Below are 18556 nucleotides of genomic sequence, written 5' to 3' on the forward strand. Positions count from 1 at the left end.
GATTCCTAAAAAAAGGTCAGGCCGACCTGGAACAGACGCTCGGCATCGCGGATGTACTTTTTGTCGACCAGGAACAGGATCACATGGTCGCCCGTCTCGATCACCGTGTTGTCGTGAGCGATCAACACCTCTTCGTTGCGGATGATCGCACCGATGGTAGTGCCCGGCGGCAACGCGATATCAGCGATGGCGCGGCCGACTACCTTGCTCGATTTGGCGTCACCATGGGCAATCGCTTCGATGGCCTCGGCGGCACCGCGGCGCAGGCTGTGCACGCTTTCGATATCACCACGGCGCACGTGGGTCAGCAGAGTGCCGATGGTGGCCAGCTGCGGGCTGATGGCGATGTCGATTTCGCCGCCTTGTACCAGATCAACGTAAGCCGGGTTGTTGATGATGGTCATCACCTTGCGCGCACCCAGGCGCTTGGCCAGCAAGGAGGACATGATGTTGGCTTCGTCGTCGTTGGTCAGGGCCAGGAAGATGTCGGCGTCGCTGATGTTTTCTTCCACCAGCAAGTCGCGGTCCGAGGCGCTGCCTTGTAGCACGATGGTGCTGTCGAGGGTTTCCGAGAGGTAGCGGCAACGTGCCGGGTTCATCTCAATGATCTTCACCTGGTAGCGGCTCTCGATGGCCTCGGCCAGACGCTCGCCGATATGCCCTCCGCCGGCGATCACGACTTTCTTGTAGCTGTCTTCCATGCGGCGCATTTCGCTCATCACCGCACGGATATGCGCCTTGGCGGCGATAAAGAATACTTCGTCATCGGCTTCGATCACCGTGTCGCCCTGCGGCATGATCGCCCGGTTGCGGCGGAAGATCGCGGCCACCCGGGTGTCGACATTCGGCATGTGCTCGCGCAATTGACGCAGCTGCTGACCGACGAGTGGGCCGCCGTAGTAGGCCTTGACCGCCACCAGCTGAGCCTTGCCTTCGGCGAAGTCGATCACCTGCAGGGCGCCGGGGTATTCGATCAGGCGCTTGATGTAGTTGGTCACCACCTGCTCGGGGCTGATCAGTACGTCGACCGGGATCGATTCGTTGCTGAACAGGCCGCTGCGGGTCAGATAGGCCGCTTCACGCACCCGTGCAATCTTGGTCGGGGTGTGGAACAGGCTGTAGGCGACCTGGCAGGCAATCATGTTGATTTCATCGCTGTTGGTCACTGCCACCAGCATGTCGGCGTCATCTGCGCCGGCCTGGCGCAGCACCGTGGGAAACGAACCACGACCTTGTACGGTACGAATATCCAGGCGGTCACCGAGGTCGCGCAGACGGTCACCGTCGGTGTCGACCACGGTGATGTCGTTGGCTTCGCTGGCCAGGTGTTCCGCCAGGGTGCCGCCAACCTGGCCTGCACCGAGAATGATGATCTTCATGCAGTCTGTTCCTCAGCCGCGCGGGGCGGCAGCGATTTTCATCAGCTTGGCATAGTAGAAGCCGTCGTGGCCGTCGACTTGCGGGAATAGCTGGCGACCGTGGGCGGTTTTATGGCCGAACGCTCCGGCAATATCCAGCTCACGGGCGCCCGGCGTACGCGCCAGGAAGGCAGCAATATTCTCGCTGTTTTCCGCCGGCATCACCGAGCAGGTGGCATAGAGCAGGATGCCGCCGACTTCCAGAGTCTGCCACAGGCTATCCAGCAGCTCGCCCTGCAGCTTGGCCAGCGCGGGAATGTCATCGGCCTGACGGGTCAGTTTGATATCCGGGTGACGGCGGATCACCCCGGTGGCCGAGCAGGGCGCATCGAGCAGGATGCGCTGGAACGGCTTGCCGTCCCACCAGGCGGCCAGGTCGCGGCCATCGGCGGCGATCAACTCGGCCTCCAGGCCCAGACGTTTGAGGTTTTCGCGTACGCGCACCAGGCGTTTTTCTTCCAAGTCCACCGCCACAACGCCGGCCAGTGAGGGCTCGGCTTCCAGCAGATGGCAGGTTTTACCGCCTGGCGCGGCGCAGGCGTCCAGCACGCGTTGACCGGGCGCCAGATCGAGCAGTTCGGCCGCCAGCTGCGCCGCTTCGTCCTGCACACTGACGCGGCCTTCAGCAAAACCCGGCAGGGTGGTGACATCGCATGCCTGCAGCAGGCGAATGCCGTCACGGCTAAACGTGCAAGGCTCCGCCTCGAAGCCTACGCGGTGCAGTTCGGCCAGGTAGTCATCGCGACTGCCGAGGCGGCGGTTGACCCGCAGAATCAGCGGTGGGTGGGCATTGTTGGCCGCGCAGATGGCCTCCCAGTGTTCCGGCCACTGAGCTTTCAGGGCCTTCTGCAGCCAGCGCGGGTGGGCAGTATGCAGCACCGGATCGCGATCCAGCTCGGCCAGCAGTGACTCATGCTCGCGCTGGGCATTGCGCAGCACGGCATTCAGCAGGCCCTTGAGTGAAGGCTTCTTCAGCTTGTCGACACAGGCTACCGTCTCGCCGATGGCCGCATGCGCCGGGATGCGTGTGTAGAACAGCTGATAGAGGCCGATCAGCAGCAGCGCTTCGACATCGCGGTCGACGGCTTTGAAGGGTTTCTGCAGCAGCTTCTCGGCGATCAATGCCAGGCGTGGCTGCCAGCGTGCGGTGCCAAAGGCCAGATCCTGGGCTAGGCCACGGTCGCGCTGCTCGACCTTATCCAGCAACGGCGGCAGGCTGCTACCCAGCGAGGCTTTGCCATTGAGCACCACGGCCAGGGCGCGGGCGGCGGCCAGACGTGGGTTCATAGACCGAGCACCAAGCCAGGTGCGAACTGCTCGCGGCGGCTGTTATACAGGTCACTAAAGTTCAGCGCCTTGCCGCCGGGCAGTTGCAGGCGTGTCAGACGCAGCGCGCCTTCGCCACAGGCCACGGTCAGGCCGGATTTATCGGCGGCGAGGATGCTGCCGGGTTGGCCCTGCCCTTCGCCCAGTGCGGCGGCGTGCACCTTGATGGCTTCGCCACCTAGCGTGCTATGGCAGATCGGCCAGGGGTGAAAGGCACGCACTAGTCGCTCCAGCTCAATGGCCGGGCGGCTCCAGTCGAGGCGCGCTTCATCCTTATTCAGCTTGTGTGCATAGGTCGCCAGGCTGTCATCCTGCACCTCGCCAACCAGACTGCCGGCGGCCAGGCCGCTGATGGCAGCGATCACCGCCTGTGGGCCAAGTGTGGCCAGGCGATCGTGCAAGCTGCCACCGGTGTCTTCGGCAGAAATGGGCGTGCTGACCTTGAGCAGCATCGGCCCTGTGTCCAGGCCGGCTTCCATCTGCATCACGGTAACGCCGGACTCAGCATCACCGGCCTCCACCGCGCGCTGGATCGGTGCGGCACCACGCCAGCGTGGCAGCAGCGAGGCGTGACTGTTGATACAGCCCAGGCGCGGGATATCCAGCACCGCTTGCGGCAGGATCAGGCCGTACGCCACCACCACCATCAGATCGGGCTTGAGTGCCGCTAGCTCGGCTTGGGCTGCGGGGTCGCGCAGGGTCTGCGGCTGGTACACCGGAATATCGTGCTGAAGGGCGAGCTGCTTAACCGGGCTTGGGGTGAGCTTCTGTCCGCGGCCGGCCGGGCGATCAGGCTGGCTGTAGACGGCAATGATCTGGTGTGGCGTGTCGAGCAAGGCCTTGAGGTGTTCGGCGGCGAATTCCGGGGTGCCGGCAAAGACAATACGCAAAGACTCAGACATGGGTTCTCACTGCTAGAAAGAAAAAGGCTTGCCGTAGCAAGCCTTTGAAAGGTGTGGCTTAAGCCTGCTGGCGGTGCTGCTTTTCCAGCTTCTTCTTGATGCGGTCGCGTTTGAGATTAGACAGGTAATCGACAAACAGCTTGCCATTAAGGTGGTCGCATTCATGCTGAATGCACACGGCAAGCAGGCCTTCTGCGATCAGCTCGTAGGGCTGGCCATCGCGGTCTAGCGCCTTGATCTTGACCTTCTGCGGGCGGTCGACGTTTTCGTAGAAGCCTGGCACTGACAGGCAACCTTCCTGGTACTGATCCATTTCCTCGGTCAGCGGCTCGAACTCGGGGTTGATAAACACCCGTGGCTCGGATTTGTCTTCGGACAGGTCCATCACCACCAGACGTTTGTGCACGTTGACCTGCGTCGCGGCCAGGCCGATACCCGGTGCGTCGTACATGGTTTCAAACATGTCATCGATCAGTTGACGCAAGGCGTCATCGACCACGTCCACCGGCTTGGCGATGGTGCGCAGGCGCGGATCGGGAAACTCGAGGATATTCAGGATCGCCATATGCGTTTGTGATGCACTTGTGGAATAAAGTCAAAATCCGCTGCTAAGATGATGAGCAGCATTGAAAAACGGCTTCACGCCGCAGCACGACTGGGTTATGTCGCGGCGCTAGGGCGCTCCACGTGAAGACACATAATAAAGGGATTCACCGCATGAGGAAATCACTACTCGCCCTGCTGCTGGTTGCGGCAAGTGGCTTGGCCCAGGCCGCCGTGCAACTCAAGGACGGTCACCCAGACCGTTATACCGTGGTCAAGGGCGATACCCTCTGGGATATCTCTGGCAAATTTCTAAGTCAGCCGTGGAAGTGGCCTGAAATCTGGCACGCCAACCCACAGGTGGAAAACCCCCATTTGATTTATCCAGGCGATCAACTCAGCCTGGTGTATATCGATGGTCAGCCACGGCTGATGCTCAATCGCGGCGAGTCGCGCGGCACCATCAAGCTGTCGCCGCAGGTGCGCAGCACGCCGATGGCTGAAGCCATTCCGGCGATTCCGCTGGAGGCGATCAATAGCTTCCTGCTGAGCAACCGTATTGTTGATACCCCTGAGCAGTTCCAGGGAGCGCCCTATATCGTCGCCGGCAACGCCGAGCGCGTGGTCAGTGGTGCTGGTGATCGTGTCTATGCCCGAGGCAGTTTCGACGAGTCGGCGCCGGCTTATGGCATCTTCCGCCAGGGCAAAACCTACGTGGATCCGGAAACCCAGGAATTCCTCGGCATTAACGCCGATGACATCGGTTCGGGTGAGATCGTGGCCGAAGAAGGCGATGTCGGCACTATGGCCCTGACGCGCTCGACTCAGGAAGTTCGCCTTGGCGACCGGTTGTTCCCAACGGAAGAGCGGGCCATCAATTCGACCTTCATGCCGAGCGAGCCGGCTGGCGAGATCAATGGTGTGATCCTCGATGTGCCACGTGGTGTTACGCAGGTCGGTCAGTTCGATGTGGTGACCATCAATAAAGGTGCCCGTGACGGTCTGAGCGAAGGTAACGTGCTGGCAATCTACAAAACGGGCGAAACCGTACGTGACCGGGTAACTGGTGAGTCGGTGAAGATTCCGGACGAGCGTTCGGGCTTGCTGATGGTGTTCCGCACCTACGACAAGCTCAGCTATGGCCTGGTGCTGGGGGCGTCTCGTTCGCTTGAACTGATGGACAAAGTGCGTAACCCGTAACACCGATAAGCCCCGCAAACGCGGGGCTTTTTTATTCCCGTCTGAATTTCCTGCCGCCCGCGCGGCGCGACCGATCAAGGATGATCCGCATGTCGCAATCTTCTGCTATTTCCCCTGCTATATCTCCCGCTGAACTGGAAGCGCGTTTGCGCTTGCACTGCTTGCCGGAGCTCGGGCCTCGCCGCTTTCGTAAACTCCTCAGGGCATTCGACAGTGCTTCTGCCGCGCTCAGCGCACCGGCGAGTGCCTGGCGTTCTCTGGGACTACCGCAGGCATGCAGTGAGGCGCGACGTAGCGCTGAGGTGCGTGAGCGTGCGGCGCGGAGCCTGGCCTGGTCGGACGTCGATACGCATCATTTGTTGATGTGGGATGACGCGATTTATCCAGGTCTGCTGGCTGAGTTGGCGGATGCGCCACCGTTGCTGTTTGTTGCAGGTGACCCGACTTTGCTGGAGCAGCCGCAACTGGCCATGGTCGGTAGTCGGCGTGCATCGCGGCCAGGGTTGGATACCGCGCAGAGCTTTGCTCGCAGCCTGGCGGGTGGAGGTTTTGTGATTACCAGCGGTCTGGCCTTGGGCATCGATGGTGCGGCTCATCAGGGCGCGCTGGATGCCGGCGGCAAGACGGTGGCGGTACTCGGCACCGGCTTGCAGTGTTTATATCCGGCGCGGCACAAGCAACTTGCCGCCGATATCGTCACCCGTGGTGGTGCACTGGTGTCCGAGTTGCCGTTGGATTGCACGCCCCAGGCGAGCAATTTTCCCCGGCGCAATCGCATCATCAGTGGCCTATCCGTGGGTGTACTGGTGGTGGAAGCCAGCCCGTCCAGCGGCTCGCTGATTACCGCGCGCCTGGCCGCCGAACAGGGGCGTGAAGTCTATGCGATTCCCGGTTCGATCCATCATCCCGGCGCGCGTGGCTGCCATCAGCTGATCCGTGAAGGGGCGACGCTGGTGGAGAGTATCGAAGACATTTTGCAGGCTCTGCGCGGCTGGCAGGCGCAGCCACCCGCAAGCGCAGCGCTGAAGCCAGAGTCGCCCAGTCACCCATTACTGGCCTTGTTGCATGCCGCGCCGCATAGCAGCGAAGCGCTGGTGGTCGCCAGTGGTTTGCCGTTGGCTGAGGTGCTGGCGGCGCTGACCGAGCTGGAACTGGACGGCCGGGTGGTCTGCGAAAATGGCCGCTGGGTGGGCCGCGCGCTTTAGCTTGGATACACTGCCCGCCAGGCCTTAGTGGAGAGCAGTGAATGGTCAGTAACTGGCAGATACAGCAAGCAGCACGCGTAGTGCGCAATGGCGGAGTGATTGCCTATCCGACCGAAGCGGTATGGGGGCTGGGTTGTGATCCCTGGAATGACGAAGCGGTGGAGCGCTTGCTGGCGCTGAAGGATCGGCCGGTGCACAAGGGGCTGATTCTGGTCGCCGCCGAGGTTGAGCAGTTTGATTTTCTTCTCGAAGACCTGCCAGAAATCTGGCTGGCGCGCCTGGCCGGCAGCTGGCCGGGGCCGAACACCTGGCTGGTGCCGCACCAGAACCGGCTGCCCGAATGGATTAGCGGCCAGCACGACAGCGTGGCCCTGCGCGTCAGTGATCATCCGCAGGTGCGTGCGCTGTGTCGTCTGACCGGGCCGCTGGTGTCGACCTCGGCCAATCCGGCTGGCCGACTGTCTGCGCGTTCGCGTCTACGTGTTGAGCAGTACTTTCCCGGCCAGCTGGATGCGGTGCTGGGGGGGGCGTTGGGCGGCCGCAAGAACCCGAGTCTGATTCGCGACTTGATCAGCGGTGATGTGATCAGACCGTCCTGATCACAGCCAAATCGTCTAGGGCAGCAGAATGCTCGAACCGGTGGTTTGCCGCGCGCTCAGCGCAGTTTGCGCCAGCGCGGCGTCCTTAAGTGCATAGCGGTTGCTGATTTCCACCTGCAGTTGACCGCTGGCGATCATGGCGAACAGTTCGTCCGCCATGTTTTGCAGACGAGACGGCGTATCGGCGTAGCCGGCCAGGGTCGGTCGAGTGACGAACAGCGAGCCCTTCTGCGCCAGAATGCCCAGGTTGACCCCGCTGACTGCGCCAGACGCATTACCGAAACTGACCAGCAGGCCGCGCGGGGCCACGCAGTCCAGCGAGGTTTCCCAGGTGTCCTTGCCGACGCCGTCGTAGACCACCGGGCACTTCTTGCCATCGGTCAGTTCCAGCACGCGCTGGGCGACGTTTTCATGGCTGTAGTCGATGGTTGCCCAGGCGCCCTGCTCTTTGGCCCGTGCGGCTTTTTCGGCCGAGCTGACGGTGCCGATCAGCTTGACCCCAAGCGCTTTGGCCCACTGGCAGGCGAAGGAGCCGACCCCGCCGGCGGCGGCATGAAACAGAATGGTTTCGCCACCTTGCAGAGGGAACGTTTGGCGCAGCAGATACTGCACCGTCAGGCCCTTGAGTATCACTGCGGCGGCCTGCTCGAAGCTGATTGCATCCGGCAGTTTCACCAGCTTCTCGGCCGGCAGCACATGCAGCTCGCTATACGCGCCCAGCGGTCCGGTGGCATAGGCCACGCGGTCGCCCACCTGAAAACCGCTGACCGCAGCACCCACCGCCTCGACGATGCCCGCACCTTCGGTGCCCAGGCTGGACGGCAGCGCTGGCGGCGCATACAGGCCGCTGCGGAAATAGGTGTCGATAAAATTCAGGCCGATCGCCTGGTTCTGCACCCGTACCTCATTCGGACCTGGGGCTGCGGGTGTGTAGTCGGTGTAGTCGAGAACGTCCGGGCCGCCGTGACGGTTGAACTGGATACGCATGGCCATTTTCAGATTCTTCCGCGATTGAATGCCTGGATGATGCCCGCACGGGCAGAAACGTGCCGTTATCCAATCGTCTGCATTGACCGTCGTCAACTGCGGCCGTGGGGTGGCTGGTGTTATGCTGGCCGCCCATTTTTCCCCGCGGCCACGTGCCGCCTGGCCTTACCCGCTTTCAAGGTGCCGCCGTGAGTGACCGTACTGAGGCCGTCAAAGCCTACCTGCTGGATCTGCAAGACCGTATCTGCACTGCCCTGCAAGCCGAAGATGGTGGTGCCGAATTCTTCGAGGATGCCTGGCAGCGGCCAGCCGGCGGTGGCGGCCGCACGCGGGTGATGGAGAACGGCGCGCTGATCGAAAAGGGCGGGGTGAACTTCTCCCATGTGTTCGGCGACAGCCTGCCGCCCTCAGCCAGTGCGCATCGGCCGGAACTGGCCGGACGTGGCTTCGAGGCCCTTGGTGTGTCACTGGTGATCCACCCGGAAAACCCCTATGTGCCGACCTCCCACGCCAACGTGCGTTTCTTCAGCGCCGAGAAAGAAGGTGAAGAGCCGGTCTGGTGGTTCGGCGGCGGCTTCGACCTGACGCCTTACTACGGCAATGAAGAAGACTGCCGGCACTGGCACCAGGTCGCCCATGACGCCTGTGCGCCCTTCGGTGCCGAGGTCTATCCGAAGTTCAAGGAATGGTGTGATCGCTACTTCCACCTCAAGCACCGCGGCGAGCCGCGCGGCATTGGCGGGCTGTTTTTCGATGATCTGAATCAGTGGGATTTCGACACCAGCTTCGCCTTTATGCGCGCCATCGGCGATGCCTATATCGCGGCCTATCTGCCCATCGTGCAGCTCCGCAAGCTGACCCCCTATGGCGAGCGCGAGCGTGAGTTCCAGGCCTTCCGCCGTGGCCGCTATGTCGAGTTCAACCTGGTGTTCGACCGTGGCACGTTGTTCGGCCTGCAGTCCGGCGGGCGTACCGAATCGATCCTGATGTCGCTGCCGCCGCACGTACGCTGGGGCTACGACTGGAAGCCGGAGCCGGGCAGCGAAGAAGCGCGGCTGACCGAGTATTTCCTGACTGATCGTGAGTGGCTGAATGAGGCGGGCCGCTGATGGACCGCTACGGCGTATTCGGCAACCCCATCGGCCATAGCAAGTCGCCGCTGATTCATCGTCTGTTTGCTCAGCAGACCGGCGAGCAGCTGAGCTATGAAGCCCTGCTCGCGCCGTTGGACGACTTCCCCGGATTTGCCTGCGCGTTCTTTGCCGAGGGTTTGGGTGCCAATGTCACGGTGCCGTTTAAGGAGCAGGCGTTTGCTCTCGCCGATCAGCTCAGCGCCCGTGCTCAACGCGCCGGCGCGGTCAATACCCTAAAGAAGCTCGCCGACGGCAGCCTGCTTGGCGACAACACCGACGGCGCTGGCCTGGTGCGTGATCTGAAGGTGAATGCCGGGGTAAACCTCAAGGGCAAACGCATTCTCCTGCTCGGTGCCGGCGGTGCCGTGCGCGGCGTGCTGGAGCCATTGTTGGCCGAGCAGCCGGCGGCGCTGGTGATTGCCAACCGTACGGTGGAAAAGGCCGAGCAACTGGCCCGTGAATTTGCCGACCTGGGCCCAGTGGTTGCCAGCGGTTATGACTGGATTGATGCGCCGGTGGACCTGATTATCAACGGCACCTCGGCCAGCCTGGCCGGCGAGTTGCCGCCGATTGCCCCAAGCCTGATTCAGCCCGGGCACACCCTGTGCTACGACATGATGTACGGCAAGGAATTGACCGCTTTTAACCGCTGGGCCGCCGAGCACGGCGCAGCGCGCACTTTGGATGGCCTGGGCATGTTGGTGGAGCAGGCCGCTGAAGCCTTTGCCCTGTGGCGCGGCGTGCGCCCAGCCAGCGCTCCGGTGTTGGCCGAACTACGCCGCCTGTTGGCCGAGGGATGAAGCCGTGGGGTTGAGCGCGGATGACCTGGCGCAGATCAGCGCGCTGACCCTGCGCCATTATCAGGGCTGCGCCGAAGACTTTCGCGACGGCACCCGCGATCACGATGTCAGCCAGAATATCGCCGCTCTGCTCGCGGCTATCCAGGTGACTGCGCCCTACCAGATTCTTGATTTCGGCTGCGGTCCGGGTCGCGATCTGCGCACCTTTGGCGCTATGGGCCACAGCGCTGTCGGTTTGGATGGCTGCGGGCGCTTTGTCGAAATGGCTCGCGCCGACAGTGGCTGCGAGGCCTGGCAGCAGGACTTTCTTGCCCTCGATCTGCCGCCTGAGCGCTTCGATGGGGTGTTTGCCAATGCCTCGCTGTTTCATATTCCCCGCCAGGAACTGCCGCGGGTGCTGCAGCAACTGCATGCCACCCTTAAACCCGGCGGCGTTTTGTTTAGCTCCAACCCCCGTGGCGAGAACCAGGAAGGCTGGAATGGCGAGCGCTACGGCGCCTATCACGACCTGGCCAACTGGCGCGTGTTGCTCAACGCCGCCGGCTTTAGCGAACTGCAGCATTACTACCGCCCGGCAGGCTTGCCGCGTGACCAGCAGCCCTGGCTGGCCAGTGTATGGCGCAGGCTCTGATTAATTAGCTAGTCCGTAGGGTGGACGTCGCTTTTCACGTCCACCGCAATGGTGGATCGATAAGCGTGATCCACCCTACTCAGTACACATCACGCAGATAGCGTTTCTGCTCGGCCAGGCGGCGAATATGCTCGGCTGCGCGCTCCTCGCTCAAACCACCGTGCTCGCGCGCCACATCCTGTAGCGCCTGTTCGACATCCTTGGCCATGCGGTTGGCGTCGCCGCAGACATACAGCTGCGCACCCTCCTCCAGCCAGCGCCAGAGCTCGCCGCCCTGCTCGCGAATGCGATCCTGCACGTAGATCTTCTGCGTCTGATCACGGGAGAAGGCCAGGCTGAGGTTGGTCAGCAGGCCGTCGTGCTGCATCGCCGTCAGCTCGTCACGGTAGTAGAAGTCGCTGGCCGCATGCTGCTCGCCGAAGAACAGCCAGTTCTTGCCGGCATCGCCGCGCGCGCGGCGTTCTTGAAGGAAGCCACGGAACGGCGCCACGCCGGTGCCGGGGCCGATCATGATCATCGGCACGTCGCCATCGTGCGGCACGCGAAAGTATTTGTTGCTCTGCACAAACAGCGGCACCTCGCCGTTACCCACACGGTCGGCGAGAAAGGTCGAGGCCACGCCCTTGCGCTTGCCGTAGCGCACGGCGGAAACGGTCAGGTGCACTTCGCCGTCATGCGCCTTGGGGCTTGAGGAGATCGAATACAGGCGCGGTTGCAGCCGTTTAAGGCTGCCCAGCAGCTCGCCAGCCGAGTGTTCGGCCGGATAGGCCTGCAGCACGTCGGCCAGTTGGCGGCCCCACAGCCAGTCCTTCAGTTCGGCTTTGCGCTCGCCAAGCAGGCTGCGCAGCTCACTGCTGGCGCTGCGTTCGGCGACCAGGGCGAGGGTCTCGTTGCTTGGACGGGCGATTTCGAAATGGCTGCTAAGCGCCTCACGCAGCGGCAGCTCGCCGACCTTGGCCACGTTGACCAGTTGTTCGCCGTCCAGGCGCGCCAGCTCGAGCACTTCCTCGACCAGCTCCGGGCAGTTGCGCGGCCAGATGCCGAGGGCATCGCCGGCTTCGTAGGCCAGGCCGGAGTCGCCCAGGGCGAAGGCGAACTGGCGGGTGTCCTTGCTCGCGCCTTCTGCGTTAAGGCGCAGATTCAGCGCCAGGCGCGCAGGCAGCGGCTGGGTCTTGCTCACCAGCTGCGTGCTGACGGGCTCCGTTGCGACGGCGCTTCGTGCCGGAACTGCTGTTGCCGCCGGGCGCAGCAACGGTAGCAGCTCGCTTAGCCAGGCCGCTGCTGCGTCGTCGAAGTTGCTGTCGCAATCCAGGCAGGGCCGCAGCGGCGTGGCGCCGAGTTCGGCCATACGCCGGTCGAGGTTTTTGCCGTGCTGGCAGAACTGTTCGTAATTCGGGTCGCCAAGCGCCAGTACCGCATAACGCAGATTTTCCAGGCGCAGGTCGCTGGTCTGCAGGGCGTTCCAGAAGGCCTGGCCATTGTCCGGTGCATCGCCGTCGCCGAAGGTGCTGCTGAGCAGCAACACCGAGCCGGCGCTGGCCAGTTGCTGCGGTGGGTAATCGGCCATGCAGCTGAGCGCCACGGCCACCCCGGCTTCGTTCAGGTAGGCGGCCAGGCGTTCGGCCAGTGCTTCGGCATTGCCGGTTTGTGAGGCCCACAGCAGCGTCACTGCAGGGTTTGCTGCCAGCGCCGCTGGCGCGACGCGGCTGAATATTCCGGCGAGCATGCCGTCGAGCCACAAGCGGGTCGGCTCGGCCAGGGGCCCCTGGCTTGGCAGGCTGGGTACACCGCCGCCGGGGTTGCTGCGCAAGCCGCTGATATAGCCGGCCATATAGGTGCGCTCGCTTTCGCTGAGGTGCGGCGGCGCGCTGCAATCTACGCCGACCAGGGCCGCAAAGGTTTCGATGCTCGACATCGCGAGTTCCTCGGGCGGGTGAGAGAGGCGAGTGCTGTCGACTGCCTCGGCGGCGGGCGTATCGAGGCGTTGATGGGCGATCAGCTCGATACGCCGCAGGCTAACGGCGCAGAACTTGAATTCCGGCTGCTGCGAGATGGGGTCGATGGCGTCGCTGGTCACCGCGTTGATCGCCAGGTTGTCGCCGTACACATCGTTCCAGTGGAACGGCGTAAAGCAGCCGCCGGGCAGCACGCGGTCGCTGATCTGCACCGGCAGCACGGCGTGGCCACGCCGTGAGCGAACTTCCAGCTGATCGCGGTCGCGCACGCCGAGGGCGGCGGCGTCCTGTGGGTGCACTTCGATAAAGGGGCCCGGGTTGAGCTTGTTCAGTGTGGCGACCTTGCCGGTCTTGGTCAGGGTGTGCCACTGGTGCTGCAGGCGCCCGGTATTGAGTACGAATGGGAAGTCGGCATCGGGCATTTCCGCCGGGTCGAGGTGCGGGCGCGGGAAGAACTGCGCTTTGCCGCTGGGCGTGGCAAAGGCCAGGCGCGGCGTGCTGCCGTCTGCGTGGGTGTGCAGCGTCTGGCTGATTCCGTCGTTGATGTAGCGCAGCGGCATACGCCCGTCGCCTTCTTCGCTGGCGCAGGGCCATTGCAGCGGCGTTTGGCGCAGGCGCGGGTAGCTGGCGCCGCGCAGGTCATAGCCGGTTTTGCGGTTGTGGAAGCGTTTGATTTCCTCGAACACCTGCTCGGCCGAGCTGTAGCTGAAGCCGTCGGCAAAGCCCATGGCGCAGGCCACCTCGGCGATGATGCGCCAGTCGGCCATGGCCTCGCCGGGCGGCTCGACGGCTTGCGGCATCAGGGTCAGGTTGCGTTCGGAGTTGATCATCACGCCTTCGGCTTCGGCCCACAGCGCGCCGGGCAGGAGGATGTCGGCGTAGCGATTGGTTTCAGTATCGAGAAAAGCGTCCTGGGCGATCACCAGTTCGGCGGTCTTCAGCCCTTCAATCACCTTGCTACGGTTGGCCATACTCGCCACCGGATTGGTGCAGATGATCCAGCAGGCTTTGACCTTGCCGGCTGCCAGATCCTCGAACAGCGTCACGCTGCCGCCGCCCAGGCGGGTGTGCAGGGTGCCGGCCGGCACGCCCCATACTTGCTCGACAAAGGTGCGGTCGTCATCCACCAGCACGCTGCGCTGGCCCGGCAGGCCGGGGCCCATATAGCCCATTTCGCGGCCGCCCATGGCGTTGGGCTGGCCGGTAAGGGAGAACGGCCCGCTACCGGGGCGGCAGATCTTGCCGGTGGCCAGGTGCAGGTTGCACAGGGCGTTGGTGTTCCAGGTGCCGTGGGTGCTCTGGTTGAGGCCCATGGTCCAGCAGCTCATCCACTCGCCGGCTTCGCCGATCCAGCGTGCGGCCTGGCGGATCGCTGCTTCGCTGAGCCCGGTGTGGGCGGCGACGTATTCGGGCGTGTAGCTCTCAAGGAAGTCCGGCATGACCTGCCAGCCTTCGGTGAACTCGGCAATAAAGCCCGGATCGGTGTGGCCATTCTTGTGCAGCAGGTGCAGCAATCCGTTGAGCAGCAGCAGGTCGCTGCCCGGTTTGATCTGCAGAAACAGGTCAGCTTTGTCCGCCGTGGCATTGCGTCGGGGGTCGACGACGATCAGCTTGGCGCCGGCCTTGACCCGCGCCATCAGCCGTAGAAACAGGATCGGGTGACAGTCGGCCATATTCGCGCCGATGACGAAGAATACATCGGCGCGCTCGAAATCCTGATACGAGCCGGGTGGGCCATCAGCGCCCAGCGACAGCTTGTAGCCGCTGCCGGCGCTGGCCATGCATAGGCGCGAGTTGGATTCGATCTGGTTGCTGCCCAGGTAGCCCTTGACCAGCTTGTTGGCCAGGTACTGCGCTTCCAGCGACATCTGCCCGGAGACATACAGGGCGATGGCGTCCGGGCCGTGTTCGTCGAGGACCGCGCGCAGGCGGGCGGCGGCGGCGCTGATGGCGGCATCCATGGCGATTTGCCCCGGGTCACGGTTACGTTCGCTGCGCAGGTAGGCGTGCTGCATACGGCCGGATTCGTTCAGCGGCTGGGCGCAGGTGCTGCCCTTGGTGCACAGGCGGCCGAAGTTGCTCGGATGCTGTTGGTCACCGCTGACCTTGGCGATCTTGCCGTTTTCCACTTGCATGACGATGCCGCAGCCGACGCCGCAATAGGGACAGACACTTCGCACGGTTTTGTTCGCCACACCCCTCTCCTGCACCTGAAACGCAAAACGCCATGCAACCCTCCGTCGAAACGGGAGTGGCACGGCGTCTTTGTCGTGGATGGGCAATCAGCGTTGATTACCTGGGTGGGTCTATAGCAAGGCACGCGCCAGGGTTCGCCAGGGCGGCTTGAACGCCCGCGCGGCAAGGCCTGGCGAGGTGTGTGCGGGACAGCAGGGCCGGTTTTGCGCGACTCATAATGGGGCGCAGGCTGCTCTGCTCGCCTCTTTTTGGGTCTGTATCGCGTCGGGCAGGTGAGCCTGCAACTGCGCCTGCAGCCTGCTGCAATGTGGGCCGCAGGCCGCTGCCGGGAAACTGGCACAGGCGCTGCATGAGCCCCAGCGAGCCCGCCACATTCGGGCCGCCCATTCGATCAATGGCGATCGCCAGCCTGAACAGGCAATGGGTAATCAGGTGCCACTCGCGGGCACCGCACAGAACAGGCAAAGGCGCCTGAAACCGCAAGGTTTCAGGCGCTTTTTTTATTGCCGCAGAAAAACCTGATGAGCTTCGGCCGGGAAATGCCATGAACAGCACAGATACCTCCACAGACCAGCAGCGGCTGATCATCATCGGCAACGGCATGGTCGGCCATCACTGCGTCGAGCAACTGATCGAGCGTGGCGCGCTGGCGCAGTACCGCGTGCAGGTATTCAGCGAAGAGCCGCTGCGCGCCTATGACCGCGTGCACCTCTCCGAGTATTTCACCGGCCGCGATGCCGAATCCCTGGCCCTCAGCGGTGCCGAGCTGTACCAGACGCCGGGCGTAACCCTGCACCTCGGCGTGCCGGTGCTGGAGATCGACCGCGAGCGCCGCGAAGTGATCACCGCCGAGGGCAGCTTCCCCTACGACCAGCTGGTGCTGGCCAGCGGTTCTTATCCGTTCGTGCCGCCGATTGAAGGCGCCGAAGGCGATTCGCGCCTGGTCTACCGCACCCTGGCCGACCTCGACACCATCCAGGCTGCCGCCAAGAGCGCGCGCCGTGGCGTAGTGGTTGGCGGTGGCCTGCTCGGCCTGGAAGCGGCCAACGCATTGAAGTCGCTGGGCCTGGAAGCCCATGTGGTGGAATTCGCCCCACGGCTGATGCCGGTGCAGCTGGATGATCACGGCGGCCTGGCGCTGAAGGCACAGATCGAAGCCCTGGGCGTTAGCGTGCACCTGTCGCGCGGCACCCAGTCGATCACCCCGGGCAGCGAATACCGCTACCGGATGAACTTCGCCGGTGAGGAATTCCTCGAAACCGATCTGATCGTGTTCTCCGCCGGCATTCGCCCGCAGGACGCCATCGCCAAGCAGTGCGGCCTGGAACTCGGCCCGCGCGGCGGCGTGGCCATCGACAGCCAGTGCCGCACCAGCGACCCGGCGATCTACGCCATCGGCGAGTGCGCGGCGTGGAACGGCGGCATCTTCGGCCTGGTCGCACCGGGCTACCAGATGGCCCGCAGTGTCGCCACCCAGCTCTGCGGCGAGGACAGCGAGCCCTTTATGGGCGCGGACATGTCGACCAAGCTCAAGCTGCTCGGCGTCGACGTCGGCTCCATCGGTGATGCCCACGGCGCCACCGCCGGCTCGCGCAGCTACCGCTTTATCGACGAAGCCAACGCCAGCTACCGCCGCTTGGTCGTATCGGCCGACGGTAAGCAGGCCATCGGTGCCGTGCTGGTCGGCGACAACAGCTACTACGACACCCTGCTGCAGTACGTGCAGAACGGCATCAAGCTGCCGGCCGACCCGTCCTGCCTGATCCTGCCGCAAGGCGAAGGCGCGCCGGCGCTGGGTGCCGATGCGCTGCCGGACACCGCGACCATCTGCTCCTGCCATAACGTCAGCAAGGGCGCGATCTGCGCCGCCATCGACGGCGGTTGCGGCGACCTGGCCGGACTCAAAGCCTGCACCAAGGCGGCCACCGGCTGCGGCGGCTGCTCGGCGCTGCTCAAGCAGGTGTTCGAGCACGAGCTGACCGCCCGCGGCGTGGTGGTGGACAAGAGCCTCTGCGAGCACTTCGCCTACACCCGCCAGGAGCTGTACGGCATCGTCCGCGTGGAAGGCATCGAGAGTTTCGAGGCGCTGCTGGCCAAGCACGGCCGTGGCCATGTCGGCTGCGATATCTGCAAGCCAGCGGTGGGTTCGATCCTCGCCTCCTGCTGGAACCGCTCGATCACCGATCCGGCGCTGGTGCCGCTGCAGGACACCAACGACACCTTTATGGCCAACATGCAGAAGAACGGTACCTACTCGGTGGTGCCGCGCATCCCCGGTGGCGAGATCACCCCGGACGGCCTGCTGGCCATCGGCGCGGTAGCGAAGAAATACGACCTCTACACCAAGATCACCGGCGGCCAGCGCATCGACTTGTTCGGCGCGCAGCTGCATGAGCTGCCGGACATCTGGGCCGAACTGATTGCCGCCGGCTTCGAAACCGGCCACGCCTACGGCAAGTCGCTGCGCACGGTGAAGTCCTGCGTCGGCAGCACCTGGTGCCGCTACGGCGTGCAGGACAGCGTGGCCATGGCGCTGTTGCTGGAGGATCGTTACAAGGGCCTGCGCTCGCCGCACAAGATCAAGTTCGCGGTCTCCGGCTGCACCCGCGAATGCGCCGAGGCGCAGAGCAAGGACGTCGGCGTGATCGCTACCGAGAACGGCTGGAACCTTTATGTCGCTGGCAACGGCGGCATGCGTCCACGGCATGCCGAGCTGTTCGCCACAGACTTGGATGATGCCACTCTGGTGCGCTACATCGACCGCTTCCTGATGTTCTACGTGCGCACCGCCGATCGCCTGCAACGCACCTCGGTATGGCGTGAGTCGCTGGAAGGCGGCCTGGATTACCTGAAGGAAGTGATCATCGACGACAGCCTGAATCTCGCCGCCGAACTGGAAGCGCAGATGCAGCTGGTGATCGACCGCTACGAGTGCGAATGGGCCAACGCCCTGAAAGACCCGGAGAAGCTCAAGCGCTTCCGCACCTTCGTCAACCAGCAGGGCGGCGACCCGGATATCCAGTTTGTCGAGGAGCGCGGCCAGCGCCGCCCGATCAGCGCCGCCGAACTGCAACTTATTCCAGCCGAGGAGGTGGTCTGATGGGCCAGTCGAGCGCAGCAGCAACAATCGAACAAACCAGCGTGCAATGGCGCGCCCTGTGCAGCCGAGCCGATCTGGTGGCCAACTCCGGTGTGGTCGCCTGGGTCGACGGCGCCCAGGTGGCGCTGTTCTATCTGCCAGGCGAGGCCAGCGACAAGCAGCTGTATGCCGTGGACAACCGCGACCCGAAGTCCGGCGCCAACGTTATCGGTCGCGGCATTGTCGGCAGCCTGGCCGGCGACCTGGTCATCGCCGCGCCGCTGTACAAACAGCACTACCGCCTGGAAGACGGCAGTTGCCTGGAATACCCCGAGCAGCAACTGCGTACCTGGCCTGTACGCTTACAGGGCGACCGGGTGGAAATTGGTCTGAGCTAAAACCACTGGGCGAGCCGGGCTGAATAGGGCACTACTTGACTATTGAGTCAGTAATTGGCTTTATGCGCCTCAGCCCGCAGCGCTGATGCCTGCGTAGCAGGGTTGTCGATTATCTCGGCAGCCCTGGTTTTGTTGTTCTACAGAGTGCCTTGGTACGCAAATCGCTATATCTCGTGAGATATAG

The 18556-nt window shown here is 63.6% G+C and carries 14 protein-coding genes; 8 read left to right on the forward strand and 6 right to left on the reverse strand.

What is annotated here, in order from left to right; genetic code table 11:
• Nucleotides 1-5: 5 nt before the first annotated feature.
• The 4 genes from trkA to def are packed head-to-tail and all read right to left on the reverse strand — an operon-like array spanning nt 6 to nt 4211.
• The gene (trkA, locus tag CUR33_RS12490; RefSeq protein WP_090254226.1) at nt 6-1379 is read right to left on the reverse strand and encodes a Trk system potassium transporter TrkA; all 1374 of its coding nucleotides are present in this window, start codon (nt 1377-1379) and stop codon (nt 6-8) included.
• A gap of 12 nt (nt 1380-1391) precedes the next feature.
• A complete protein-coding gene (rsmB, locus tag CUR33_RS12495) occupies nt 1392-2705 on the reverse strand; it encodes a 16S rRNA (cytosine(967)-C(5))-methyltransferase RsmB (protein ID WP_289239847.1) in 1314 nt (437 codons plus the stop codon).
• Nucleotides 2702-3646 carry a methionyl-tRNA formyltransferase gene (fmt, locus tag CUR33_RS12500; RefSeq protein ID WP_289239848.1) on the reverse strand — a complete coding sequence of 315 codons (945 nt, stop codon included), beginning with the start codon at nt 3644-3646 and terminating at the stop codon, nt 2702-2704. Before fmt ends, rsmB begins: the two co-directional genes overlap by 4 nt.
• A gap of 58 nt (nt 3647-3704) precedes the next feature.
• The gene (gene def / locus CUR33_RS12505) at nt 3705-4211 is read right to left on the reverse strand and encodes a peptide deformylase (RefSeq protein WP_090254233.1); all 507 of its coding nucleotides are present in this window, start codon (nt 4209-4211) and stop codon (nt 3705-3707) included.
• Between the two features lie 152 nt (nt 4212-4363).
• On the opposite strand from def, the gene CUR33_RS12510 reads away from it, so the two are divergent.
• The 3 genes from CUR33_RS12510 (at nt 4364) to CUR33_RS12520 (ending at nt 7193) form a co-directional block, all read left to right on the forward strand.
• A complete protein-coding gene (locus tag CUR33_RS12510) occupies nt 4364-5389 on the forward strand; it encodes a LysM peptidoglycan-binding domain-containing protein (RefSeq protein ID WP_167145924.1) in 1026 nt (341 codons plus the stop codon).
• A gap of 89 nt (nt 5390-5478) precedes the next feature.
• Nucleotides 5479-6594 (forward strand): DNA-processing protein DprA, encoded by a 1116-nt coding sequence (gene dprA / locus CUR33_RS12515; RefSeq protein ID WP_289239849.1) that lies wholly within the window; start codon nt 5479-5481, stop codon nt 6592-6594.
• A 41-nt stretch (nt 6595-6635) separates the two neighbouring features.
• Complete coding sequence (locus CUR33_RS12520) at nt 6636-7193, forward strand: L-threonylcarbamoyladenylate synthase (protein WP_289239850.1); 558 nt, start codon at nt 6636-6638, stop codon at nt 7191-7193.
• A gap of 15 nt (nt 7194-7208) precedes the next feature.
• On the opposite strand, the gene CUR33_RS12525 is transcribed toward CUR33_RS12520, so the two are convergent.
• On the reverse strand, nt 7209-8186 hold the full coding sequence (locus CUR33_RS12525; RefSeq protein ID WP_289239851.1) for an NADPH:quinone reductase: 978 nt from the start codon (nt 8184-8186) through the stop codon (nt 7209-7211).
• Between the two features lie 182 nt (nt 8187-8368).
• On the opposite strand from CUR33_RS12525, the gene hemF reads away from it, so the two are divergent.
• From hemF to CUR33_RS12540, 3 genes are read left to right on the forward strand one after another with little or no spacing between them, the layout of a single operon-like run.
• A complete protein-coding gene (gene hemF, locus CUR33_RS12530; RefSeq protein WP_289239852.1) occupies nt 8369-9289 on the forward strand; it encodes an oxygen-dependent coproporphyrinogen oxidase in 921 nt (306 codons plus the stop codon).
• Nucleotides 9289-10113 (forward strand): shikimate dehydrogenase, encoded by an 825-nt coding sequence (gene aroE, locus CUR33_RS12535; RefSeq protein WP_289239853.1) that lies wholly within the window; start codon nt 9289-9291, stop codon nt 10111-10113. Before hemF ends, aroE begins: the two co-directional genes overlap by 1 nt.
• A gap of 4 nt (nt 10114-10117) precedes the next feature.
• Nucleotides 10118-10744 (forward strand): class I SAM-dependent methyltransferase, encoded by a 627-nt coding sequence (locus CUR33_RS12540; protein WP_289239854.1) that lies wholly within the window; start codon nt 10118-10120, stop codon nt 10742-10744.
• A gap of 79 nt (nt 10745-10823) precedes the next feature.
• Here the strand turns inward: CUR33_RS12540 and CUR33_RS12545 are convergent, their stop codons facing one another.
• Nucleotides 10824-14894, reverse strand: coding sequence for a bifunctional nitrate reductase/sulfite reductase flavoprotein subunit alpha (locus tag CUR33_RS12545; RefSeq protein WP_289239855.1), 4071 nt, complete (start codon nt 14892-14894; stop codon nt 10824-10826).
• Between the two features lie 545 nt (nt 14895-15439).
• On the opposite strand from CUR33_RS12545, the gene nirB reads away from it, so the two are divergent.
• Complete coding sequence (gene nirB / locus CUR33_RS12550) at nt 15440-17995, forward strand: nitrite reductase large subunit NirB (RefSeq protein ID WP_289239856.1); 2556 nt, start codon at nt 15440-15442, stop codon at nt 17993-17995.
• Entirely contained in the window at nt 17995-18372 is a 378-nt protein-coding gene (gene nirD, locus CUR33_RS12555; protein ID WP_289239857.1) for a nitrite reductase small subunit NirD, read from the forward strand. The genes nirB and nirD overlap by 1 nt, the downstream gene beginning before the upstream one ends.
• Nucleotides 18373-18556: the final 184 nt, after the last annotated feature.

Origin of the sequence: Pseudomonas sp. FEMGT703P (genome assembly GCF_002786345.1) — a bacterium.
Taxonomy (GTDB): Bacteria; Pseudomonadota; Gammaproteobacteria; order Pseudomonadales; family Pseudomonadaceae; genus Aquipseudomonas; species Aquipseudomonas peli.